20 protein-coding genes and 1 tRNA gene are annotated in these 24,795 nt (G+C 44.6%); 9 read left to right on the forward strand and 12 right to left on the reverse strand.

Translation table 11 applies throughout. The features are described from left to right. Nucleotides 1–309: 309 nt before the first annotated feature. A complete protein-coding gene (gene nudE / locus FE394_RS03420) occupies nt 310–873 on the reverse strand; it encodes an ADP compounds hydrolase NudE (RefSeq protein WP_319925003.1) in 564 nt (187 codons plus the stop codon). Between the two features lie 356 nt (nt 874–1,229). Here nudE and FE394_RS03425 point away from each other — a divergent pair, with 356 nt between their 5' ends. From FE394_RS03425 to pckA, 4 genes are all read left to right on the forward strand, one after another. After that, entirely contained in the window at nt 1,230–3,341 is a 2,112-nt protein-coding gene (locus FE394_RS03425) for an IgaA/UmoB family intracellular growth attenuator (protein WP_319925004.1), read from the forward strand. A 69-nt stretch (nt 3,342–3,410) separates the two neighbouring features. Then, a complete protein-coding gene (hslR, locus tag FE394_RS03430) occupies nt 3,411–3,833 on the forward strand; it encodes a ribosome-associated heat shock protein Hsp15 (protein WP_319925005.1) in 423 nt (140 codons plus the stop codon). Nucleotides 3,834–3,910: 77 nt separating this feature from the next. Next, nucleotides 3,911–4,774 carry an Hsp33 family molecular chaperone HslO gene (gene hslO / locus FE394_RS03435; RefSeq protein WP_319925006.1) on the forward strand — a complete coding sequence of 288 codons (864 nt, stop codon included), beginning with the start codon at nt 3,911–3,913 and terminating at the stop codon, nt 4,772–4,774. A gap of 277 nt (nt 4,775–5,051) precedes the next feature. Next, complete coding sequence (gene pckA, locus FE394_RS03440) at nt 5,052–6,671, forward strand: phosphoenolpyruvate carboxykinase (ATP) (protein WP_319925007.1); 1,620 nt, start codon at nt 5,052–5,054, stop codon at nt 6,669–6,671. 85 nt (nt 6,672–6,756) lie between these two features. Here the strand turns inward: pckA and FE394_RS03445 are convergent, their stop codons facing one another. From FE394_RS03445 to FE394_RS03480, 8 genes are all read right to left on the reverse strand, one after another. Beyond that, the gene (locus tag FE394_RS03445; protein ID WP_319925008.1) at nt 6,757–7,452 is read right to left on the reverse strand and encodes a pirin family protein; all 696 of its coding nucleotides are present in this window, start codon (nt 7,450–7,452) and stop codon (nt 6,757–6,759) included. Between the two features lie 170 nt (nt 7,453–7,622). Beyond that, entirely contained in the window at nt 7,623–7,922 is a 300-nt protein-coding gene (locus tag FE394_RS03450) for a helix-turn-helix domain-containing protein (RefSeq protein WP_319925009.1), read from the reverse strand. A gap of 1 nt (nt 7,923) precedes the next feature. Beyond that, on the reverse strand, nt 7,924–8,274 hold the full coding sequence (locus FE394_RS03455) for a type II toxin-antitoxin system RelE/ParE family toxin (protein WP_319925010.1): 351 nt from the start codon (nt 8,272–8,274) through the stop codon (nt 7,924–7,926). Nucleotides 8,275–8,653: 379 nt separating this feature from the next. Beyond that, a complete protein-coding gene (locus tag FE394_RS03460) occupies nt 8,654–9,580 on the reverse strand; it encodes a GNAT family N-acetyltransferase (RefSeq protein ID WP_319925011.1) in 927 nt (308 codons plus the stop codon). A gap of 15 nt (nt 9,581–9,595) precedes the next feature. After that, nucleotides 9,596–10,840, reverse strand: coding sequence for a phenylacetate--CoA ligase family protein (locus tag FE394_RS03465; RefSeq protein ID WP_319925012.1), 1,245 nt, complete (start codon nt 10,838–10,840; stop codon nt 9,596–9,598). Between the two features lie 15 nt (nt 10,841–10,855). Then, nucleotides 10,856–13,306, reverse strand: coding sequence for an acyl-CoA reductase (locus tag FE394_RS03470; protein ID WP_319925013.1), 2,451 nt, complete (start codon nt 13,304–13,306; stop codon nt 10,856–10,858). Nucleotide 13,307: 1 nt separating this feature from the next. Continuing rightward, nucleotides 13,308–14,438 carry a LuxE/PaaK family acyltransferase gene (locus FE394_RS03475; RefSeq protein WP_319925014.1) on the reverse strand — a complete coding sequence of 377 codons (1,131 nt, stop codon included), beginning with the start codon at nt 14,436–14,438 and terminating at the stop codon, nt 13,308–13,310. Nucleotides 14,439–15,118: 680 nt separating this feature from the next. Further along, nucleotides 15,119–16,315, reverse strand: a complete 1,197-nt coding sequence (locus FE394_RS03480) for a BaiN/RdsA family NAD(P)/FAD-dependent oxidoreductase (RefSeq protein WP_319925015.1) — start codon at nt 16,313–16,315, stop codon at nt 15,119–15,121. A gap of 297 nt (nt 16,316–16,612) precedes the next feature. On the opposite strand from FE394_RS03480, the gene pitA reads away from it, so the two are divergent. Next, on the forward strand, nt 16,613–18,103 hold the full coding sequence (gene pitA / locus FE394_RS03485; RefSeq protein WP_319925016.1) for an inorganic phosphate transporter PitA: 1,491 nt from the start codon (nt 16,613–16,615) through the stop codon (nt 18,101–18,103). 99 nt (nt 18,104–18,202) lie between these two features. On the opposite strand, the gene uspB is transcribed toward pitA, so the two are convergent. Then, nucleotides 18,203–18,532 carry a universal stress protein UspB gene (gene uspB, locus FE394_RS03490; protein ID WP_319925017.1) on the reverse strand — a complete coding sequence of 110 codons (330 nt, stop codon included), beginning with the start codon at nt 18,530–18,532 and terminating at the stop codon, nt 18,203–18,205. Nucleotides 18,533–18,978: 446 nt separating this feature from the next. Here uspB and uspA point away from each other — a divergent pair, with 446 nt between their 5' ends. Further along, a complete protein-coding gene (uspA, locus tag FE394_RS03495) occupies nt 18,979–19,410 on the forward strand; it encodes a universal stress protein UspA (RefSeq protein WP_319925018.1) in 432 nt (143 codons plus the stop codon). 258 nt (nt 19,411–19,668) lie between these two features. Further along, the gene (gene gdhA, locus FE394_RS03500) at nt 19,669–21,012 is read left to right on the forward strand and encodes an NADP-specific glutamate dehydrogenase (protein WP_319925019.1); all 1,344 of its coding nucleotides are present in this window, start codon (nt 19,669–19,671) and stop codon (nt 21,010–21,012) included. A gap of 94 nt (nt 21,013–21,106) precedes the next feature. Here the strand turns inward: gdhA and rsmJ are convergent, their stop codons facing one another. Both rsmJ and prlC read right to left on the reverse strand, forming a co-directional pair. After that, the gene (gene rsmJ, locus FE394_RS03505; RefSeq protein WP_319925020.1) at nt 21,107–21,850 is read right to left on the reverse strand and encodes a 16S rRNA (guanine(1516)-N(2))-methyltransferase RsmJ; all 744 of its coding nucleotides are present in this window, start codon (nt 21,848–21,850) and stop codon (nt 21,107–21,109) included. Nucleotides 21,851–21,856: 6 nt separating this feature from the next. Continuing rightward, nucleotides 21,857–23,899, reverse strand: coding sequence for an oligopeptidase A (gene prlC / locus FE394_RS03510; RefSeq protein ID WP_319925021.1), 2,043 nt, complete (start codon nt 23,897–23,899; stop codon nt 21,857–21,859). Nucleotides 23,900–24,125: 226 nt separating this feature from the next. Here prlC and FE394_RS03515 point away from each other — a divergent pair. Both FE394_RS03515 and FE394_RS19865 read left to right on the forward strand, forming a co-directional pair. Beyond that, a tRNA-Sec gene (locus tag FE394_RS03515) sits at nt 24,126–24,220 on the forward strand. 413 nt (nt 24,221–24,633) lie between these two features. Further along, entirely contained in the window at nt 24,634–24,792 is a 159-nt protein-coding gene (locus FE394_RS19865; RefSeq protein WP_419836295.1) for a TetR family transcriptional regulator, read from the forward strand. The last annotated feature ends 3 nt before the right edge of the window (nt 24,793–24,795 follow it).

The following is a 24,795-nucleotide window of genomic DNA, read 5'->3' on the forward strand; positions in this document are numbered from 1 at the left end:
ACCTTATTTAGGACGGGACAAACTAACGATAAAAGCCCCGTCAGTTTTCTGACGGGGCTTTTATCGTTCAAGGGGTATAGCGGCGACATGCTTGTATGGTGAATTAATTTTAAGAATATAATAAACATGTTTATTTATTATTTTTGATAAACCAAGTTTTTTTGTAAATATTATTTATATTATATTACGAATAAAATTAGACCTTATTTTATTCGGGTTTATTTTTTATTTCGGGTATTAAGTTTAAAACGGATACAAAATTAGTATTGAGATAACGTATTTTCATATCCGTTTAAGAAAATGATATGACTAACGTTTCCCATTATTTTTTGCTTGCAGATACCGTTGGGCAAAAAATAGGGCACTGACGTTTCTGGCTTCGTTGAAATCAGGATGTTCCAGCAGAGACATCATGTCAGAGATAGGCCAGCGTACTTGTACCAGAGGCTCAGGCTCATCTCCTTGCAAATATTCTGGATAAAGATTTTGGGCAACCACAATATTCATCTTGCTGGAAAAATAGGAGGGGGCCATCGTTAATTTCGTCAGCAGTTCGAGCTTTTCTGCACCGAAACCAATTTCTTCTTTCAATTCACGATCGGCTGCTTCAAGGGGCGTTTCCCCTGCATCAATGGCACCTTTCGGAAAACCCAGTTCATATTGTTCTATGCCAACGGCATATTCATGAATAAGAATTAATTCATCTTCAATGATAGGAATGATGAGAACAGCTTCACGATTGGCAGGTTTCATACGTTCGTAGACACGTTTTACACCATTGCTGAACTCAAGATCAACGGATTGAATATTGAATAAACGTGAATGGGCAATGTCATTTATATTCAATATTTTAGGTTTTTTTAGATCAATCATGCTTGCCCCTGATTGTTGTCATAAGCTGGCTGTCTGAAAATAATAATGCGTTAAATTACTTAAATTATATTGTTTTATTTAAGATTGGCGTTGATATTGGGGACGCATACAAACTTTGCTTTAATATGGCCGATTATGTTAGTAAATGATAGCGATTATCGCTTGAATGTATTTTTGTTGATATCTTACCCTTGCAAAAAAGACTTTATTTTATGGAAAGGTATGAGAAAAATTATATAACCTTTTGTAAATAAAATTAAAAATAGAAGGCAAGAATAGGAATAGCCTGATTCTGAGTGTTTCACAAGATTGTTATTCTGCCAGTCTCTGTACTGCTGTCATAGGCGGGAGAAAAAATGAGCTCACTGGTCATTATATTGGCTATTTTTATTATTAGCCTGATTATAATGGCTTCCTTTCTGATTTTCAGATGGAGGCAACTTGATAATGCGCGTTATTTACCGTCAATAGCTAAAACGGCTCACCGTAAGCTGAGTGCTGATGAACATCAATTCGTTGAATCTTATTTAAGAAATATGCGTCCATTGATGAAACCGAGCAGCAAAAATCGGTCGGATCATCCTGTGCTGCCAGCCCAAAATGATAACGTTTATAGCATTAGTCACCCTATCACCCGTTTTTCTGCCGCGACGGATAAGTCACATCATTGGCGCTATTATATTGATGAAACGGAAATACATTTGCCTGTACAGCTTGAGCCATTCATCAAGCAGCAGAATACGATTGATATTATCCAGACCAGATCAATTCCACTTGTTATCGCGGTTAATGGTCACTTTCTGAAAGACTATCAGCAAGACCTTTTAGTCCCGCAGGGTATGGAAAAAACCGCCCATGCTTCAATCCAAAAAAATGGTAATTCGAGTGCAAACCTACAGTATATCCGTAAGGAGACGTTAGAAGAGCAGCGTCTTCGATACTCAACCGGCCTTCAGGAAGGCATTTTCATGTGTATCGGTTTGTCACTGGGATTTGTCGCCCTTTTCTTGCCCACTCCTCTGCTGCCATGGCTAATGTTGGCGTCGATCCTGTGCATACTGGGGAGTTTCTGGCCGCATTTCCGCTTACCTTCCAGCCGGAAATTATCAAATATCCATTGTTTCAGCGGAATTCCAAAACGCTGGGGGATATTCAGTGAGTTTGAACCTGAGCAAAGAAAAAATATCTCTTTGGGAGGCATTGATCTCATTTATCCCCCACATTGGGAGCCTTACATACAGCATGATCTTGACCAGAATACCGATATAGATATGTACACCAATTGCCATGTTGTCCGACAGGGCCGCTATCTCTCATTGCATGAAGAAGAAAAACATTATCCTTATCAGCGTTACAAGAAGAATCTGATGTTGGTCGTTTTCTCTCTATTTGCCATGTTATTGCTGTACTTTTACCAGCCTGTGAGTTTATCCATGCGGCTGAGTTTTGCCTGGTTGTATGGCAGCAATACTGAGGTCATTACCAGTGTCACTGAACTGCAAAATATGAAGCTAAGAGAAGGGGATGTACTGAAAGTCAAAGGAACCGGCATGTGCTATGTACCACCTAATGCCGTGACTGAAAACAATTTTTTGATATTTCAGCCCTTTAATTGCGTTGGCATTTATTGGAACAATGAAGCGCCATTACCCATGCTGGAATCTGATATTGTTGAAAATGCATCGGCGTTGATCACAACTGTCAGTGAGCAATTGCACCCGATTGAAAGTAGCCGGAAAGTCAATCCCAGCCTGAATGAAGCCATTGCTAAATCAGACATGACTCTGCTCGATAATATTTCACAAATAATCCTGAAGACCCATGATTTGTGTCAGAAAGAAGCCGATTGTTCCCGCCTTAAAAACGCGCTGGTCAATCTGGGTAATGCCAAAAATTGGGAAACTTTATTGGAAGATGCGAAAAGTGGACAGTTAAAAGGAACCAAAATGTTATTGCGTTCAGCCAGTGCAGATGCGTTGGAAAAGCTGGTTGATGTCACAACCTCATCATTTATCAATCGGGAAATAGGTCAGGCAGCCGTTCTGATAAATAGCCCCTTACCGGGAGGTATTTTGCTGCTCAGTGCTGAAGATAGGCCCTTGGCCGAATTTCCGTCACGGGCGGAAGACATTCCGTATGAATATACGTTATTGGAACAATGGTGGGAATTACAATATCTCACTGATAAGTTGATGCGGACTTCATTTGAGACAGGAGGGATTGTGACGGAACTGTCTGAAGATGCAAATGGGACTCTCCATATCATGTTGCATAGTGAACCGGATTCCACGACCCTTATTCGTTATTTGGGAAGCTGTTTGCTGATGGCAATATTGTTGGCGACATTCACCATCAATATCATTTTGTTGATAAATAAAAATAAAAAGAATCATCGGCGCCTCCGGCATATCACACAATATTACGATAACTGCTTCAATTCGCCTCCGCCACCGATGGATTGGCGATAATCCAATGGGCTGTGTTACCCTCAGTCCGTTTTTTGCCAGCTCCGATGAGACATTTGAGAGGAAACAATCATGTTGAATTCAGACAATGATCAGACTGTTCGCTTGGATAAATGGCTGTGGGCTGCCCGTTTTTACAAAACCCGTTCTATTGCACGTGAAATGATTGAAGGGGGAAAAGTTCATTATAATGGGCAGCGGAGTAAGCCGAGTAAACTGGTTGAGTTGAACGCAGAGATCAAACTGCGTCAGGGAAATGATGAGAAAACGGTAACCGTCCTGGCATTGAACAGCCATAGACGCAGTGCCAATGAAGCCCAGCAACTTTATCAGGAAACGGAAGCAAGTATCATCAATCGGGAAAAAATAGCATTGGCTCGTAAAATGAATGCGCTCACAATGCCACATCCGGATCGCCGTCCTGATAAAAAGGAACGGCGTACACTGATTAAATTCAAGAATACAAAATTAAATGAGCCGGAAAGTCCCCGATAGATTGCAAGGCGCAGCCAGTTGAGCTGCAACTTGCAAGAAAGACGGGTATAACCGTCTCAGTGAAATGAGAGAGATTTATGACCAAGCAAGACCAGTTACACCGTTTCTTATTTGAAAGCCACTCTGTCAGGGGGGAACTCGTTTCCGTTAGCGAAACTTACCAGCGGATGCTGGAAAATCATGATTTCCCTCAACCCGTACAGCAGTTATTGGGTGAATTGTTGGTCGCAACCAGCCTGCTGACAGCCACATTAAAATTCAATGGGGATATTACGGTACAAATTCAGGGGGACGGCCCGGTTAAGCTGGCAGTAATTAATGGTAACAACCAACAGCAGATGCGTGGAACCGCTCGCATTGAGGGTGATGTGGATGCCGCGAGCAGCCTGAGGGACATGATAGGCAATGGCTATATTGTCATTACGGTTACACCAACAGAAGGTGAGCGTTATCAGGGCGTAGTGGCACTGGAAGACGAAACGCTGGCGGAGTGTCTGGATGCTTACTTCAAATTGTCCGAGCAGTTGCCAACCCGCCTGTTTATCCGTACCGGAATTCAGGATGGAAAAATGGCGGCTGGTGGCATGTTATTGCAGATCCTGCCGGGTGCGCAGGAAGGCAGTGAAGACCAGTTTGATCATCTGGTGCAACTAACTTCAACCATTAAGGGTGAAGAGCTGTTTACACTGGATGCGGAAGAAATCTTACATCGTCTTTATCATGAAGAAGATGTCACGTTATATGAGCCTCAACAGGTTGAATTCCGCTGCACCTGCTCTCAGCAACGTTGTGCTGATACACTGGTGACATTGCCAGAAGCTGACCTTCAGGAAATTTTGCACAATGATGGCAAAATCGACATGGAGTGTGAATTTTGTGGCACACATTATATTTTCGGTGAAAAAGATATCAGCGAAATAAAGGCGGCGAAAAAAGAGTAGTTGCACTGCCTTCACTCTTTACTGACTTACTCTTTACTGACTTACTCTTCACTGACTTGTGCGGTTGCACTTGTCATGTGAATAATACCTTTTCAGGGGCGTAAAATACGCCCTTTCTACCATTAACCCTTCTCTTATTTCGTGTCCTGTGTCTCATTTAACCTCAAAAAAATTAATGCATTTTCAATTTTTTGATAACAATCGCTGTTAATTAGTCATAATTATTTATTATCCACCGCAGAGATAGAGATAAAGTCTAACTGACCAGGAGCAACAAATGAGCGTGACAGGCATTACTGAGCAGGAACTTGCGGTTTATGGTATTCGTGATGTTGGTAAAATTGTTTATAACCCGAGTTATGAATTGTTATTCTCTGAAGAAACCCAACCCTCACTACAAGGATATGAGTGCGGCACATTAACTAATCTTGGCGCTGTCTCAGTAGATACCGGTATTTTCACGGGACGTTCTCCGAAAGATAAATACATTGTCCGCGATGATGTTACCCGCGATACCGTCTGGTGGGCTGATCAGGGCAAAGGTAAGAACGATAACAAACCGCTCAGTCAGGAAAATTGGACTCATCTCAAGGGATTGGTTACTCAACAGCTTTCAGGCAAACGTTTGTTTGTGGTGGATGCATTCTGTGGTGCCAATGCAGATACGCGTCTTAAAGTACGTTTTATTACGGAAGTGGCTTGGCAGGCGCATTTCGTGAAAAACATGTTTATCCGCCCGTCTGATGAAGAGCTGGTTGGCTTTACACCTGATTTTATTGTGATGAATGGTGCTAAGTGCACGAATCCGCAATGGAAAGAGCAGGGGCTGAATTCTGAAAACTTTGTTGCTTTTAACCTGACAGAACGGATGCAGTTGATTGGCGGCACTTGGTACGGCGGTGAAATGAAAAAAGGGATGTTCTCAATGATGAACTACCTGCTGCCACTGAAAGGTATCGCTTCCATGCATTGTTCCGCCAACGTGGGCGAGAAAGGTGATGTCGCTATTTTCTTCGGTCTTTCCGGTACGGGTAAAACAACCCTTTCCACTGATCCTAAGCGTAAGCTGATTGGTGATGATGAACATGGCTGGGATGATGATGGCGTATTTAACTTTGAAGGTGGTTGCTACGCGAAAACCATCAACTTGTCCAAAGAAGCTGAGCCGGATATCTATCACGCGATTCGCCGTGATGCCCTGTTGGAGAACGTGACTGTACTGGCAGATGGCACAGTTGATTTCAATGATGGCTCCAAAACAGAAAATACACGTGTTTCTTATCCTATCTACCACATTGAAAACGTCGTTAAGCCAGTATCAAAAGCAGGACACGCGACTAAAGTCATTTTCCTGACGGCAGATGCTTTCGGTGTATTGCCTCCGGTTTCCCGACTGACTCCGGAGCAGACTCAGTATCACTTCCTGTCTGGCTTTACTGCGAAACTGGCGGGCACTGAACGTGGTGTAACAGAACCAACGCCAACCTTCTCTGCATGCTTTGGTGCGGCATTCCTGTCGCTGCATCCGACTCAATACGCAGAAGTGCTGGTTAAACGTATGCAGGCATCAGGTGCGAAAGCTTATCTGGTCAATACCGGTTGGAATGGCACGGGAAAACGCATTTCTATCAAAGATACCCGCGCGATTATCGATGCGATCCTGAATGGCGACATCGAAAACGCGGAGACTGTTGAGCTGCCGATTTTTGATTTGGCTGTACCGACAACATTGCCGGGCGTAGATACAGGTATTCTGGACCCTCGCAACACTTATGCGGATAAGTCCGAGTGGGATGTGAAGGCAAAAGATCTGGCACAACGTTTTGTCGATAACTTCGATAAATATACCGATACTGCCGCAGGTGCTGCATTGGTGAAAGCCGGTCCTAAGCTGTAATACTCTTTAAATCTTAGTTGATCTTGTAAAAGAACCTTATCTGTTAGCGGGATAAGGTTCTTCCTTTAAAAGTTTAGTTAAAAGTTTAGTTGGGTGGCAGATCGAAGAGTAGAATTTCACTCTCTTCGCTGGCAATTAATTGAAGATGAGACTCATCCCAGATGGCGATGCCATCACCGGTTGCGGCAAGTACTTCATTGATCATGACTTCACCCCGGATAACCTGAACCCAGATATTCCGTGTTTTTTCGATACCATACTCACCATTTTCACCTTTTTTCAATGCCCAACGCCACAACGTCATATCTTGAAAAATCTTCAGAGAACCTGCACGGGCATCAGGAGAAAGAATTAACTGGCGGCTTTCAAGCGTATCAAAGCGACTTTGTTCATAGCGGGGAGTGAGGTCATTTTTTTCCGGCATGATCCAGATTTGGTAAAGATGTAATTGGCTATCGTGATATGGATTATATTCCGAATGACGAATACCGGTTCCGGCACTCATGATTTGAAACTCTCCTGCGGACACTTGCCCTTTATTCCCCATACTGTCCTGATGCTCTACTTTTCCAGAGAGCACATAGGTCAATATCTCCATATCCTTATGAGGATGCATACCAAATCCCCGGCCTGCGTCAATCACATCTTCATTAATGACCCTGAGCGCAGAAAAGCCCATAAAATCTGCATCGTAATAGTTGGCAAATGAAAACGTGTGCCAGCTATCCAGCCAGCCGTGATTGGCATGACCTCGTTCTGAAGCCTGACGTAAGTAGATCATTTTCAAAATCCCTCAATGTTTTTTGTAGTCTAGTTGAAGGCATGAAATATAAAAGATTAGAAATTTAACCTTAGAATTCAAAATATTTGAATATGGTGAATAAATTTATTTGTAACAAATGATTAGAAACAGACGGGCTTGAATAAAGTGGGACCATGGTCCCACTTGCTTTAGATAGAAAAATTCATTGATTTACCACCGGGCAGCGTGACTCCCAGCGTCATTTTTCCACCCATAGATTCAATATATTTTTTCAGTGTGGAAATTTTCAATTCATTTCCACGCTGCTCAATAGCCGCAACTGATGACTGCGCTATACCCAAGTTTTTTGCCACTTGAGTTTGCGAAAGCTCCAACTCCTCACGAATTTGGTAAAGTTGTGTTTCGAGCAACATTTCTGCGGCTTTCTCCTTAATCCTCGCCTGGCTTTCAGGGCTACGTTTTGCCATCAGTTCTGTTAAAGTAGCCATATTATTTCTCCAAATTTTCTAGATGGATTTTAAATTGTTCGTCAGCAATATTAATCATTTCTTTATAGAACAATTTTTGATTTTTCCCTGCTTTATTACCGGCACAAAGAATAATTGCGTTACGAACCGGATCAAATGCGGAAAAAACTCGGATTGGATCACCATGATGTTGTATTCGAAGTTCTTTCATATTTGGATACTGTGAGCCATTTAAGGTATCAACTAGTGGTCTTCCAAGCATAGGCCCTTTCAGCTCCAGTATATTCATAGCAGCTAAAACATCTTCTTGCAATTCATCAGGTTGTTCTTCAAACCATTGGTCAAATAACTCTGTTGTTGTTATTTCCCACACATGTTGTCCTTTATGCTTATTATAATTCCAATGTTATTTTATAGATTGTAGTCTATAGATGTTATAGATTGTGGTCTATAATTATAAGGTGATTTTTTAATCAAAATAAGCGTGCCACGCTTGGAGCATCGTATCTTTCTGATTTCATAACACTCTCCTAAATAGATGAAGAAAAGTGTCAATCTTATTTAGGACGATTCAAGAAGCAAAAAAAAAGCCAGCATCAAGCTGGCTTATAAAGTAAACACTGGAAGCAATGTGAGCAATGTCGTACTTTCACATGGACCCTGAAGGTGGTGCACTGAAAGTGTTAAGAATGATAATCGTTCTCAATATCATTTGTAAAGTGTTTTTTTAATCAAATAAGAGAATTTTTTAGCTAGACCCCTAACTCCATTTGATAGAGATGTTGCGTACCCGTGTCGTGAAACGTGTATGGCGTCAATTGATAACCTCGTAGCCATAGCAAAAACCATCCATCATGTGTATCGGGGCATAGCCCTGCGAATCGAAATCCGCCTTTTTTGAGCGATGAGCACAATCCCAGTGATTCTTCACAGGCAGGCAATTTTAAATAAATTAACTGACTGGTAGGAAAATCGATAACCTCCGATAAAAAGTCAGAATGAACTTCGTATAGCGTGATATCCAGACGTCGACCACTTTTTTTGATGGTAAACGGCTCTGGGGGCAGAAAACGATGGCATGCTGACGATGTATTTGAGGGTGATTCACCAACACATTGGCTTATCTGATCAACCCAGTTTTGCCAGGGCTGAGGCCAGTTCAGTTTAGGTAATGGCAACGATTTAAGTGGCAAGATACCCTGTATGATGCTTTCAGGCTCTGGCAGGCCGAATGGCGAATCGACGTAATCCAGCATCAGAGCCGTAGAATGGAAGCCTAAATTGCGAGCGATATATTGGCTTTTCGGGTGTGAACACACCTGTTTCATCGTCAATAAATTATAACTTTGCTCCTTCGCATAGTGGCATAAATAACTGCCCAGAGACTTCGCCACGCCATAGCCGCGAAAATCGGAATAGACGGCAATGAGTGCAAGTTCAGCGTGATTTTGCTGCACGGAATCCTTGACCAATGAAGCATGACCGATAAGCCGTCCCTGATGGAATGCTAAAACTGAATACCATTGTCCTGAGGTTTGATAATCATCAATAAGTCTTGGCAGATAAATGTCAGGATAGACATACGAATCGCCGTAAACTTCACGGAATAATTGGCTGATTTTTTTATCATCACCTGACTGATAACTGCGGAACTGAATATCGGAAGGGAAGATAGTCATCGATTTCAACCTTTATTAGCTATAACTACGCAGATCCACAACGCGTTGCAACTTACCTGAACGTGGATGTGTATACATTTCATCAATATTGGTTTGAACGATCTCCAACATATTCTGATGTACGTCATCCTTAGCTAAATTTGGAAAGGCAGTCAGTACCCTATGGCGTATCTTGCTGATATCGACAGTCTGAAGACTTGCCACCAACAACCGGATTTTGTCTTGCCCTGTTTGCTGGCTAAGCTCCAACTGCCATGCCAGAAGTTCAGTATGCTGTGATAGCTGAGCAGCCAGATCGTCCGGAAATAACGACAATGTGCCAAATCGGATGCGGTAGCCCTGATTAGCACGTCCTTGCAAAGCGAACTTACGGTGCGGTTGTTCGGGTTCACACCAACAAGCCAGATCACCCGTAGGATAGCGGATCACCGGCATGAGCCGGCGTTGCAGGTTGGTGACAACTAACAGCCCACGGTGTCCCGGAGTGGTAATCGGCTCATGGGTCGTTTCATCGACGATCTCAATAATCGTGTTGTCATCAAAGACTCTGTGTTCACCCTGTTTACATTCAGGATCAGCAAAGCCGATCAAGCCTGCATCAACACTGGCACAGCCGATTGATCCCAGACGTGCGTTAGGGAAAACCTGCCGTATGATGGCGATTTGTGCATCAAACAGACTTTCACCGCCGTATAGAATGGTCTCCACCATCGGCAACGTTTGCTCTGTTTCTTTTAGATAGTGAGCCAAGCGGATTAACTGAACGGGGACACCAGCCAACACATTGATGTTGTGGAGACGGATATTGCTGATCAGCAGATCGTCTTCAACCTTACAAGTAAAAGGAAATTCCATGATAGGGAGTGGGGCATTCGATAATGCGCCGTGGATGAAGATAAAACTGGTATAAAGATCGCCAGCAAAAAACAGGTTAGCTACCCGATCCCCCGCGTTCAACTGACGGGCAATACCTTGACCAAAAGAGTGAATAAACGCTTTCCACTCTTGTTGGCTGAAAACCGATAATCGGCCATCGCTGGTTGATCCACCCGTTTTATACACATGACCGCCTTCTAACGGTGCGGTCAGAACCGACCATGTTTGCAGGTCGTTGGAATGTTCCCAGTAATTACCGGGTTCCACGATGGGTAAATCTTTCAGGGTCCAATTATCAGGAACGGACTTGTAGAGATCTTTGTAATAAGCAGAATGCTCGCGCGCATTATGGAGCAAATCAATCAATGTCGTTTGGGTCATCATTTTAATTTTACTCAATTAATATTTACGCAAGTCAATGAATAATGGAGTTTTTCCACTGTGGCCGTTTTGCTGGAAATCAGAGGAAGAAGTCGAAATAATGTCTAACATCAATAAGTTTCCGTCAACGACCTCGGCGATTTTTGTATCCTGCAATAAACGTTGGCGCACTTCGATTGGGTCGGAAGAGTCAATCAGTAACCGAATGCTATCGATGCCATCGCTGTCATGGTCGATTATCCATTGCACGGGCAAGCCCAGTTGTTCAGACAAATCGGCCAGATTGACAAAAATACTGCCTACGCGTAACAGAGAACCGTTACGTCCCAATAACCGGAAACGGGGTGAAGACAGGCCACAAGAACAAGGTTGATTAACCCAGCAACCAAAATCCCCTAAATCATAGCGCTGGACAGATTGCGCCTCGCGATGCAGAGAAGTAAATACCAGACGACCGGTTTCTCCGTCTGCTACGGGTTGGTCATTCTCCTCATTGAGGATTTCCAGCCATTGGGTATCGGCCATTAAATGGAAAACGCCGTCTTCGCTGGCCGAACATCCATGACCCATCGGACCGGCATCTACTGAACCGTAAATTGTTGAACGAATAAGGGTGACGCCGAAACGTGTCAGTAAAGTTCTCTGACTCATATTCAAGTGTTCGCCACCACAGAACACCTTACGAACGCCACCGTATTGACGTAGTTTGGCTTCTTCATTCAAAAATAATCGATGCAGTGTGCTTGGCATTCCGACCAACGTATTAATGCGTTGGTGTACGATAAAATCAGCAATTTCACTGAAATCATTATCGGAAGGGCCGCCCATCGGATATTGAGCTACGCCCAATTTGTCCAGAATGGTGAAAAAGCTCATCATCCCGCCGTACAGTTTTCCACCATACAACAGATTCATGACCCGATCGGTAGCAGGTTCAAGCCCGGAGGAGAACACCCCATCGGCGGCTGACAGCATTTGCTGATGGTAATCGTGGTAACTGTAAGCCGCGAGTTTAGGTTCACCAGTGCTGCCACCGCTGCGGAAAAACAGGCGGGCTTTGTCATTTGGAACCATTGCCTGAAAATCGGCTTTATTCATCACAGGCAGGTTTTCCAACCCGTGTGGACGCGCGGGTGGAATATCAAGATGAGCGCAGCCTGTCATTGCATGTGGGGCAAGGTTAACGGAAACACGCTTGGTAAGGCGTGACAGCGCGTAGACGCCATCATGTGGTTCACCGCTATATCCATCATGCATCTGACCTGCGGGAGTGATACGGCTGACACCTGCTGCAAACAGATTATGGCTCATTTCAACGATATGTTCCTGACGGGTAATCAAAGCACAACTTTGCAGGTGATTACGCCAAGGCAACAAAATAGAGCACAATCTTTGGCGCGGAGCCGGACGTATCTGTAATGTGCGGAATAACGGGGAAGCCTCGAGTTCCTCTTCGTGGCGCCATATCACCCGCCATCCATCGGCCTGCCAGACTTCACCCTTGACTGGTGTAAAAGCCAGATCGAGTCGTTGAAACGCCGTTTGGGTGGTAATTTCAGCGGCTTCCTGTACATCTGGTTTTAGTGCCGGATGTAATTCGGAACGACGCTGTAGAGCGGCAGCCATGCGTTGTCCGATTTGCTGCAAAACGTCTGGATCGCTGCTATCGACCAGCAAACATTGTGGACTGGAGCAGGCTTGTTGGTCATAACGACAGACATCATCAGCCAGTGCATCCAATTGCGCATCATCAATAGCATCCGGGCTTAACCAGGCAAAACTGATGCGATGTCCCCAATCTATCCAGCGACAGCCGGATGGCAGTTGGGCGCGAATGGATTCCAGCGCGGCGTTGCTGCCCCACGCAGAGACAGCATCCGCCTGAATTAGCAATTCTGGCAGTTGAGCCACAGATAACGGCAATACAGCTACCCGATCAACTAAATCACCGGAGATATCGTGAGCTAAAAATTCTGTCAGGAGTTGTGTGCTAAATCCATTATCGCTGCTGCTGGGACGTAACCAGTTGATATTACCCACCAATAAACTTTCTATCACTGCCATAAAGGGCAGGAGCTCAGCATTGGAAGGCGTGATATGGACGACTAATCCGATCGGCTTCCAAGTTTCATATCGGTTCTGATTATAATCGAATCGACGCAACGAAAAGGCATTTTGCCCTAGTTCACGCTCCAGCTTGGCCTGTAAAGCGTTACGTTGACAGAATCCAATAAGTGCTTTTCTGGCATTAGCATCAAACAGGGGATGCTCACTCAGGCTGGCGAGATAATCAGCAAAGCGTTGTGCGCAATTCAGCACCTGCTCGGAAGTGTGAGGGCGTGACAATAGCTCCGGTAACCGCTCACGTAATTTTGCGATTTTTTGACTTGCCAACTGCTCTGAAGACATCGTGTTATTCATATTCTTTGCAGAAACCGTATTGACAGAAACTGTGTTCATGGAAGACATATCAAGATCTCTTAATCAATTCTGAAGCGGCGATAGCACAACTACGGCCCTTGCTGGTTCCGGCACGGCCAAGCAGCTCAAACCAGTCGGTATTCAGCTCACAACCACAACTTTCACCAGAATGCAGAACGGCAAGATCGCTGGTCACGATGCTGTGGGCAGGGCAAGAGGTGATAAAAGGCGATGTAAAATGCAGAAAACCCGGTTCACCATAAGGCTGACGAGATAAGTTGGCGGTGTGGCGTACATAAGCACGGGCATAAATCGGCACATGAAAATTGTGGTGAGAACATTCAACATAAGGGACTGGATGTTCAACCGAACCATAACCATCACGGCAGCGTATATCAGGAATACCCAGTTGCTCAGTCAGGCGTTGATACAATTCTTTCTTAGGGATGGATTTATCAGCATGGGTCTTCCAGCCTCCGCCGAGAAAAACCAGTGATTCGGGGTGTAATTTCAGTGCAGGCAGCCCCATTTGTTCCATTCTTTGCAGGGTAAACCACAAAAAAGCAGGAAAACCGAAAATGCGTACTGGTAGCCCTTCTTCTGCAAATTGCTGAAGTACTGTAATTGTGCCAAACGGATCGAATTCATTACCCTGCCCATTATGACGCAAAGCATAGTGAGCCCGGTTTACAGGGGCATATTTAGCCAGAAACTGATCGGTATAGGCCGTACCTAACGTGACAGCACCGGCAGGTTCATAGCTGAGCAGCAGATAATTACACGGCTGATCGGGAGTATTCCAGCCGTAATAGTCGAAAATACAGTCCACCATATACTGGGCTGCGGTAATACTCTCAGAATCGTAGCGCATGCGGCTCTTCTGTCCGGTTGTTCCGGAAGAAGTCAGCTCCAGCGCATCTTTTGCACTTTCACTGAGTATCAGATTACGCTTGAAATAATTGGCAAACAGCAGGGGCAGGCTTGACCAATCATCCAGCTCCATAATCGCTTGTTTATCCAGACCATGATCTGCCAGCCACTGTTCATAACCTGGGGTATATTCACAGTGATAAAGCGTCAGTTCACGCATGGCGGCATCAAATAATGCATCATATTCGGCACAAGCACGATAAGGGTGTGCAACAGCACACAGTGCTTTGACGTGAGGTAAATTTTGCATATTCATACTCATTCTTCAGTAACAATGGCAGAGGATAGCTAATCAAAAAAAATTAATTTATTTATTCATTAGCGTATGAAAAACACCCACCTCTGATAGGTTTAATTTATTATTTAATGTAATGAATAAAGGTGTTGATGTTAGTCAACAACTGAGGCTTTGAAGTAGTATGATGTTTGGCTTTATGGAGACAATAAAGTCTATTATTAGACTTTATTGCTATATGTTGATGTTAGATACCAAAATTTTCTATTTTTATAGTTAATACTTAGCCTTGTGTTTGTGGGCGCATTATTCCAAACTGCATGATAACAATCAAACTATTTATCTTATGTTTTATAGGGGATCAGGCGTTTTTGGGTATTATTATTTAATGTGCTATTTCATTATTTATTGTTATGTTAATTTTGGCGGGGTCACTACAGGATAGGTATCTGAGTTCAGAATTATCCCCAGAAATACATTTAATTTCATCGTGGCTAAGCGATCACTTGATATTTTTTCACGGTTTTTTTCAGTGATCGCTTGCCTGATGATTTATGTGGATAAAACAAGCTATTAACAGGTCATACGTAAAGGTATTGCGACATCCTTGCATTGGGCGAAGGTTTACGGTGGTTCTCGCTAAGAGCAGGCTTTATTGACTGTATTCAACTCGTTTTACGGAAAAATTGTGTAGTTTATTCACCGCTTGCCAAAGCCTGCGCACAAGCCCATGCGGAACTCCACGCCCACTGGAAGTTATACCCACCGAGCCAGCCGGTTACATCGACCACTTCGCCAATAAAGTACAACCCTTTTACTTTATGGGATTCCATCGTTTTTGAAGAGAGTTCGTGAGTATCCACTCCGCCAAGAGTAACTTCTGCCGTGCGATAGCCTTCTGTACCGTTTGGTTGTACCTGCCAGTATTGCAGGGTGGTGATCAGATCTTTTTTCTGGGCAGGATTGAGCTGTTTCAGGGAAAGTTCCGGCAATTGTCCAAGAGATTGCAAACATTCAATTAAACGTTTGGGGAGCAGTTTAGCCAACGCATTTTTCAAACTCTGATTAGGATGAGATTCTCGCTCTTGATCCAGAAAGCTCTCCAAATCTGTGTCAGGGAGTAAGTTAATACTCACATACTCACCAGATTGCCAATAACTCGAAATCTGCAAAATAGCGGGGCCAGAGAGACCGCGATGGGTGAACAAAATATTTTCCCTGAATACTGTGCCATCTTTTGCGGTTACTACGGAAGGAACTGCGACACCCGAGAGCGTTTGCAATTGTTCCAATAGCTGCTTATGTAGAGTGAATGGCACTAAGGCTGCACGTGTAGGCAGGATGTTCAGTCCGAATTGTTCTGCGATGCGATAGCCTAAAGGTGAAGCCCCCAATCCGGGCATCGATAGGCCACCGGATGCAATAACGAGTGAGTGTGTACTTACTTCCTTGCCCGCTGTGCTGATAATAAAACCCTGTTCTTTCTTTTCTACATGGGTGACTTCACTGCGTAACCGAACAGTCACTCCACCTGTTTCGCACTCTTTTAAAAGCAGGTCTATAATTTTTTGGGCTGAGTCGTCACAGAAAAGCTGACCTAATGTTTTTTCGTGATAAGGGATACCGTGGCGTTGTATCAGGTCAATAAAATCCCATTGGGTATAGCGAGCAAGTGCTGACTTACAAAAATGAGGATTGGCAGACAGGTACGCAGCTGGTTCAGTATACATATTGGTAAAATTGCAACGCCCGCCTCCGGACATCAAAATCTTGCGACCTGCTTTTTTGCCATTATCCAGTACCAGAACGTTCAATCCTGCTTGCCCTGCTTGAGCGGCACAAAACAAGCCAGCAGCGCCGGCACCAATAATAACTACATCAAATTTTTCCATTCATCTGTCTCTTGTGGCCGGGTTAATTGTAGGAAATCAGCGCATTGTGGAGGTAGCGTTCGCGAACTACAGAGAAAAATACATATTTTGTTTAATTTTTTGTCTCAAAAGTTATTTTTCATCAAAAAAATATCGAAATATTAAAATTAAATAACATATTGATATTATTGATTAATATTTAGGATCTTATGTCATTTTGTTGTCATTAAATCAAAAAAAGGTCATATTTCTCTTTTCCCGCTAACGTTTGTCACTGATAATGCGCGCGTTCATGTCCTACTAACTGGCTTAACGTTTATGCTACATCTGTTTACTGGCCTGGAATTTTATACCGGCCTTATGTTAGTGCTTGCTCTGTTGTTTGTGCTTTTCTATGAAGCCATCAATGGGTTTCATGATACCGCAAACGCAGTAGCAACCGTTATTTATACCCGGGCGATGCGTTCGCAGTTTGCCGTTGTCATGGCAGGGGTTTTTAACTTTCTGGGTGTTCTCCTTGGTGGATTAAGTGTCGCTTATGCGATTGTGCATCTACTACCTACGGATCTTCTTCTAAATGTCAGCTCCAGTCACGGCTTGGCCATGGTTTTTTCCATGCTACTGGCGGCGATTATCTGGAATTTAGGGACGTGGTATTTCGGTATACCTGCATCTAGCTCCCATACGTTAATTGGCTCAATTATCGGCATCGGTCTGACCAATGCGATAGTGACCAGTTCTTCGATGGTTGATGCGTTGAATATTCCGAAGATGATACAGATTTTCATGTCCTTGATCCTGTCTCCTATTATTGGTCTGGTGATTGCCGGAGCGATGGTGTTTATACTGCGTCGCTACTGGAGTGGCACGAAAAAACGTCGCCGTATCCATATGACGCCTGCTGAACGTGAAAAACAGGATGGTAAACGTAAACCCCCATTCTGGACTCGTACTGCTCTGATTCTTTCCGCTGTTGGTGTGAGTTTTTCCCACGGGGCGAATGATGGTCAGAAAGGTATTGGTTTGATCATGCTGGTTCTGATTGGTGTTGCGCCTGCGGGCTTCGTCGTCAATATGAACTCAACCAGTTATGATATCGCACGTACTCATGATGCTGTTGTTCATTTGCAGCAATATTATGAGCAGCACAGCCCGGCATTGACTCATGCTATTGAGTTGGCTCCCGCGGTTCCTTCCGTGGAAGACCAATTGAATATGGAGTTCCATTGCGATAGTTCACGTGCTCTGGTGGTTTTGAACAAAGCTGAATCCATGCTGGGGAATATCCAGAATTTCAGCGAGTTGACATCAGATCAACGCAACAGTATGCGTCGTATGCTGATGTGCATCACGGATACCGCAAGTGCGGTGGCTAAACTGCCAGAAACCAGTATTGAAGACGCTCGTTTCCTGAATAAACTGCGTAAAGATCTGCTGAATACGGTGGAATATGCGCCGTTGTGGATCATCGTTGCCGTGGCTCTTGCCCTGTCCTTGGGAACAATGGTCGGCTGGAAGCGTGTTGCTGTTACCATCGGTGAGAAGATTGGTAAAAAAGGCATGACCTATGCGCAAGGCGTTTCTGCTCAGGTTACGGCTGCGGTTTCTATTGGAGTTGCCAGTTATACCGGGATGCCAGTGTCAACCACACAGGTACTCTCTTCTGCGGTAGCTGGTACGATGCTGGTTGATGGTGGTGGTGTTCAAAGTAAGACCATCAAAAATATCATGCTGGCGTGGGTATTGACGCTGCCAATTTCAATTGGACTGTCAGGCATGCTGTACTGGATTGCCCTGAAACTGATCTGATGATGTCTTAGAAAAAAGGGTTGGCTACGACGTGATGTTGTAAACCAGCCCTTTTTTATTGCCGTTTTTTTCTGTTCACGCTAATTTCTCAAATCCCGTTCAAATCACGATTGCTATCAGGCATATCAACACAACTCCACACAGCATTTCCGTCAATATAAATTGCTTCCTTAACCTTTCACATAACAAGATGACATCGGGATCGTGGTGATTGATATAACTTTGCGAATTGATATAGCGCACTAGCCGAATCTGTTTATTGAATTGGCCACTGGTCGTAAAAAAACTGTTGCCATCAACAGATTGATACAGCATTGGATCTGACTGGCGTAAGATTGACAGGAGTGCACGAAGCGAAGAAAAGCAGCGAGCCATATTAATAATGCAGATAAGGCAAACAGCCCAAAAGAGCGCATTAGTATTGAACATACTTCCCCCTATTTATGGCGATAGTAAATATTATGGCGATAGTAAATAGTCATAGCGGCAGCAAGTCCTGCCGGAAAGAAAAAATCAACCGAAAAGATTCTAATGTGAATAATCACTATATTAAATTTTAGACGAAAATACAGTGACTAGTGCGTCTAAGAAAGAGAGAAAATGAGGGGGCTGGTACATAAATTGTTGGGATTAACCATCATAAGTAATCCCTTGGCGAAAACCGCCGTAAACCCCCGCCCAATGCGGGCGAAGAGATAACACGCGTTACATTTTTTTGATATGGATTCTATGTTTTCAGTTAGTTAAGAAAACAAAACAATAAGTTGTGATCAAAACAACACTCAAAAGATACATTGAGCGGTTATAGTATAGGCATCGAATCATGGCATTTATTGCTGCCAATCCATTTAATCGACGTTATGGAAGGAGTTCTTATGGCTTACAAACATATTCTTGTTGCGGTTGATTTATCTCCAGAAAGTCAGATTTTAGTGGAGAAAGCTGTGTCAATGGCGAAACCGTACGATGCCAAAGTTTCCCTGATCCATGTTGATGTTAACTACTCCGATCTTTATACCGGCCTGATCGACGTTAATCTTGGCGATATGCAAGAACGTATCGCGGATGAAACTCGTAACTCACTGAAAGAGCTTTCTGCCAGCGCGGGTTATCCCGTTCAGGAAACGTTGAGTGGCAGTGGTGATTTAGGGCAAGTCCTTGTTGATGCGATTAAGCAATACGATATGGATTTGGTCGTGTGTGGTCACCATCAGGATTTTTGGAGTAAGTTGATGTCTTCAGCCCGCCAGCTTATTAATACAGTTCATGTTGATATGTTGATTGTACCTTTGCGTGACGAAGAATAATCTTCGGTTGAAATTTTATTCTATAAAATCGCCTGCTTATGCAGGCGATTTTTTTGCCCACAGAAAAGATAATGAAACTGCTTTCGAAATTGTCAAAGACATTTTTAGAGAAATTGACAAAAAATAGTTGTTGAAATTTAAGCGTAAAACAGTGCTATATTCAGAAAGCAAACCGTAATCACCTCACATTTTCAACAAAAAAATAATATGGAAAATGGCAGGGGTCATCACTTCTGAATGGCAAAAAGGAAGCTTTAAATGAATGTTTCATCATCTTTAGTCTCATTTCTCGACTCGATTCAGTACCACAATCAACATCAACCAGAATATTTACAGGCCGTAAGGGAAGTGTTGACCTCTCTATGGCCTTTTCTGGAAAAAAATCCGCAATACCGTGAACAAGGATTATTGGAGCGTCTGGTTGAACCGGAAAGAGTCATCCAATTCCGCGTCTGTTGGGTTGATGATCAAGGTAAAGTACAAATTAACCGTGCATGGCGAGTCCAGTTCAGTTCTGCCATTGGGCCATTCAAAGGAGGGATGCGTTTCCATCCTTCTGTTAACCTTTCCATCCTGAAATTCTTGGGTTTTGAACAGACATTGAAGAACGCCCTGACCACACTGCCAATGGGAGGCGGGAAAGGGGGTTCTGATTTCGATCCCAAAGGAAAAAGCCACGGTGAAATCATGCGCTTCTGTCAGGCATTGATGACAGAACTTTATCGTCATCTGGGACCTGACACTGATGTGCCTGCGGGCGATATTGGGGTAGGAGGCCGTGAAGTCGGCTTTATGGCGGGTATGATGAAAAAACTGTCCAACAATACGGCCTGCGTTTTCACGGGCAAAGGGCTTGCTTTCGGCGGTAGCCTGATCCGTCCTGAAGCCACCGGATATGGGCTGGTTTATTTCACCCATGAGATGCTGAAACGCCACGGTATGGGGCTGGAAGGAATGCGGGTCTCTGTCTCTGGTGCGGGAAATGTTGCCCAATACACGATTGAAAAATGTATGGAACTGGACGCGAAAGTCATTACAGTTTCGGATTCAGGCGGTACTGTATTAGATGAAGATGGCTTTACGCCGGAAAAACTGGCTCATCTTGAAGAGATCAAAAATCAGCGTTACGGTCGTGTAGAAGAGTACGCCAAAGAGCGTGGCTTAACTTTCCTTAAGGGCCAGGATCCGTGGTCAATTCCGGTTGATATTGCCCTGCCTTGTGCGACCCAGAATGAGCTGGATTTGGCAGCAGCTAAGATCCTGATTAAAAATGGCGTAAAAGCTGTTGCTGAAGGTGCCAACATGCCAGCAACAATCGCTGCGACAGATGCTTTCGTTGAAGCGGGAGTATTGTTCGCGCCGGGCAAAGCCGCTAATGCGGGAGGCGTTGCAACTTCGGGTCTGGAGATGGCACAGAACGCAGCACGTCTGAGCTGGAAAGCTGAAAAAGTGGATATCCGCCTGTATCACATCATGCTCGATATTCATCACGCTTGTGTAGAATATGGCGGAGAAGGTAAACAGATCAACTACGTACAAGGCGCGAACATCGCTGGCTTTGTCAAAGTAGCAGATGCAATGTTATCGCAGGGAGTTGTGTAATCCGGTATCGTTCAGTTCGGGACAAACAACGTATTCATGATAAACCCCATACAAACATGGGGCTTATTTTTTGCATCGATCAGCAGGGATACGATCAGCAAGGGTAAATGTCGAAACGGTGGCTTTTGGTGGTAATGGCGGCAGAGGCTTTAATACCCGCCAATGGTTCTGCGTAATCCGGCCGTTTCACCACAACCCGACGTTTCGCCAGCGCCCGGGCTGGTTCCAGTAAACTGTCCGCATCCTCATCTGCACCCACAAGCGACTGAAAAACGCGCATCTCTTTTTTGACCAGCGCACTTTTTTGTTTATGCGGATACATAGGATCAAGATAAACCACATCCGGCTGCGGAGTAATATCCGTCAACGCCGTGATGCTGGAAGCATGGATCAACGTCATGCGCTCTCTCAGCCAACCGCCGATCTCTTCATTTTGATAGCCCCGCTGTAGACCATCATCCAGCAATGCGGCTACCACTGGATTGCGTTCCAGCATTCTGACGTGGCAGCCGATACAAGCCAGCACAAAGGCATCGCGCCCTAATCCTGCGGTCGCATCCACTATCGTCGGCAAATAATCTTTCTTGATACCCACAGCCTTAGCGACTGCTTCACCACGACCACCACCAAAACGGCGACGGTGTGCCATCGTACCAGCAACAAAATCGACATAAATCCCGCCCAGCTTCGGCTCATCGCGCTTGCGCAATTCCAGCCGTTCGGGAGTCAGTACCAGCGCCATGACTGAATCTTCATCGTGAACCAGATTCCAGCGTTCAGCCAACAGCGATAAGGCGCTGTTATCAGCGCCTTCTTCACAAATCAAACAAATCTTCACAGGTTATTATCCACCGATACCGTAGCTTTTCAGCATAGCATCCAGTTTTGGTTCGCGGCCACGGAAGCGTACAAACAGCGTCATTGGATCTTCTGAGCCGCCACGGGACAAAATATTATCGAGGAACGACTGACCCGTTGTGCGATTGAAAATTCCCTCTTCCGAGAAGCGGGAATAGGCATCCGCAGCCAGAACATCTGCCCACAGATAACTATAATAGCCTGCCGCATAGCCACCATTAAAGATATGACTAAAGGAGTTCGGGAAACGTCCCCAATCAGGTGAGGGTACAACAGCAACTTGTTTTTTCACTGATTGCAGAGTTTCCAGAATTTGTGCCCCTTTGGCTGGATCATATTCCGCATGCAGACGGAAATCGAACACACCAAACTCAAGCTGACGAAGGATATGCATCGCAGCCTGATAATTTTTGGCGGCCAGCATATTATCCAGCATTTCTTTTGGTAGAGGTTCGTTAGTCTGATAGTGACCAGAGATAAACGCGAGCGCTTCTGGCTCCCAGCACCAATTCTCCATAAACTGGCTTGGACACTCCACCGCATCCCACGGTACGCCATTGATGCCGGCAACATCCAGAGTATCAATCTGGGTCAGCATATGGTGCAGCCCGTGCCCAAACTCATGGAACAGCGTTGTCACTTCATTGTGTGTGAACAGCGCTGGCTGATCGCCCACTGGCTTGTTGAAGTTACATGTCAGATAAGCGACCGGATTCTGCACGTCACCGGTAGCATGACGCATTTTGCCGACATAACTGTCCATCCATGCGCCACCGCGTTTATGCTCGCGGGCATAGAGATCTAAATAGAAACTGCCGCGCAGTACCTGCTTATCATCATACAGTTCAAAGAAACGCACATCAGGATGCCATGTATCTACATCATGACGTTCTTTGGCTGTGATGCCATAAATACGGCGCCCAACTTCAAACAGCCCTTCCAGTGCACGTTGCTCAGGGAAATAAGGACGAAGTTCTTCATCATTGATGGAGAAATCATGCTGTTTTTGCTTCTCGCTATAATAAGCCAGATCCCACGCTTCCAGCTCATCAACCCAATAGTGAGACTCGGCGAAACTGGCTAGCTCCTCCAACTCATCTTCACCTTGTTGATGGGCGCGTTTGGTCAGATCGTTCAGGAAATCGAGCACTTGCTGAGGTGTTTTAGCCATTTTAGTGGCGAGCGATTTTTCTGCGTAGTTCTTGAAACCCAACAATTGGGCAAGTTCATGGCGCAGCGCGAGAATTTCGGCCATGACCTCATTGTTATCCCACTTGCCAGTATTCGGCCCTTGATCGGAAGCCCGGGTCGTATAGGCATAATACATCTCCTCGCGCAGTTCACTGTCATCGGCATAGGTCATGACAGGCAAATAACTTGGCATATTCAGTGTCAGGAGCCATCCTTCCTGCCCTTTGGCTTCGGCAGCGGCTTTAGCTGCGGCTTTGGCACTTTCAGGCAGGCCAGCCAGATCACACTCATCAGTAATCAGCTTCGTCCATCCCATCGTGGCATCCAGCACATTATTGCCGAACTTCGCGCCCAGCTCAGATAAACGGGCGGTAATTTCACCGTAACGCTTCTGCTTCTCTTCTGGCAAGCCAATGCCGGTTAATTCAAAATCACGCAAAGTATCTTCAACCGACTTGCGTTGAGGCTGGGAAAGGGTCTTGAACGCTTCACTCGCTTTCAGTGACTTATACGCTTGATATAACCCCTTATGCTGCCCCAGCCAAGTATCGAATTCAGAAAGCAGGGGCAGGCTTTGCTCATAGACTTCGCGCAGTTCCGGACTATTCTTGACCGCATTCAGATGAGAAACAGGTGACCAGACACGGGAAAGTTTATCTTTCTCTTCAGAAATTGGCTGACACAGATTATCCCAAGTAAAAGCGGTATTTTCGGACAAAATCTTCTCAATGACCTGACGATAGTTGGCCAACGTCTCTTTCACAGCAGGCACGACATGTTTTGGTTCAATTGCAGAGAACTTAGGCAATGCAGAAGATGTCAGTAACGGATTAGTCATAATGAGCGCCTTATATGTGTAGTTGGGTTTATGCTGAAACCAGCCTTATATCCCAAGGGGTGGTTGACGATAGATGGGGATAAGATACCGTGAGTTCAATGCTAATGCCGCACTTTTATGCTGATAATCCGGCTCTTTTTATATCAGATATCTGTGAAGTGACGGAGACGTTTAGATATCTTGCGAGACGCGCTATAATCCCCCGCACTTCATCAGTTTCCTTAATGGAAGATCATCGTCCCCGGTGGGGCGGCTGGGCTTCAAATCCAGATGGGGCCGCCAGCGGTCCCCGGCAGGTTCAACTCCTGTGATCTTCCGCCATTTCAGTTCTGCTGAACTGCACCAAACTCAAGAAATCCCTTATAATTAGCTAAATTGTGAAGAATTATGCTGCAATGAATAAGAAAATTTATGTTTTGATGGTTATCCCAAATCATAAACAAATATTTCTCTAGGATGCGACTAGCTCAAACACCTATGCCTTCTCAGGCTATGTTAGATTTTAACTAAATCGCTGGTATCGGAAAAATAGCAGGTTTGTCTACGGGCACAGGAGCTGTCCACCCTCAACATAGCGTCTAAAGTAGATCGGTATATAACATAAGTACTTTTTAGCTTTGGCTGAAACCCTAAAGATATTTTTATCAAAAATCTATCCCTGATCTTGCAAAACTTCTCTTTATGTTGTTTTATATATACGATACGTATCGTTCACCATTCTCAGTAATTGTACCATGAATGAAAGCGGAAAAAAGACCAGACGTTCGGTCGGTTCTGTGCGGAGTGAAGAGGCACATAAAGCCATACTTGAGGCTGCTAAATCCCTGCTAGCAGAAAGGGGATATGCCGGTTTTTCTATTGAAGCCGTAGCAAAAAGGGGTCCTGCGGAATAACCC

The sequence above is a fragment of the Xenorhabdus littoralis genome, from assembly GCF_033949345.1.
Taxonomy (GTDB): Bacteria; Pseudomonadota; Gammaproteobacteria; order Enterobacterales; family Enterobacteriaceae; genus Xenorhabdus; species Xenorhabdus littoralis.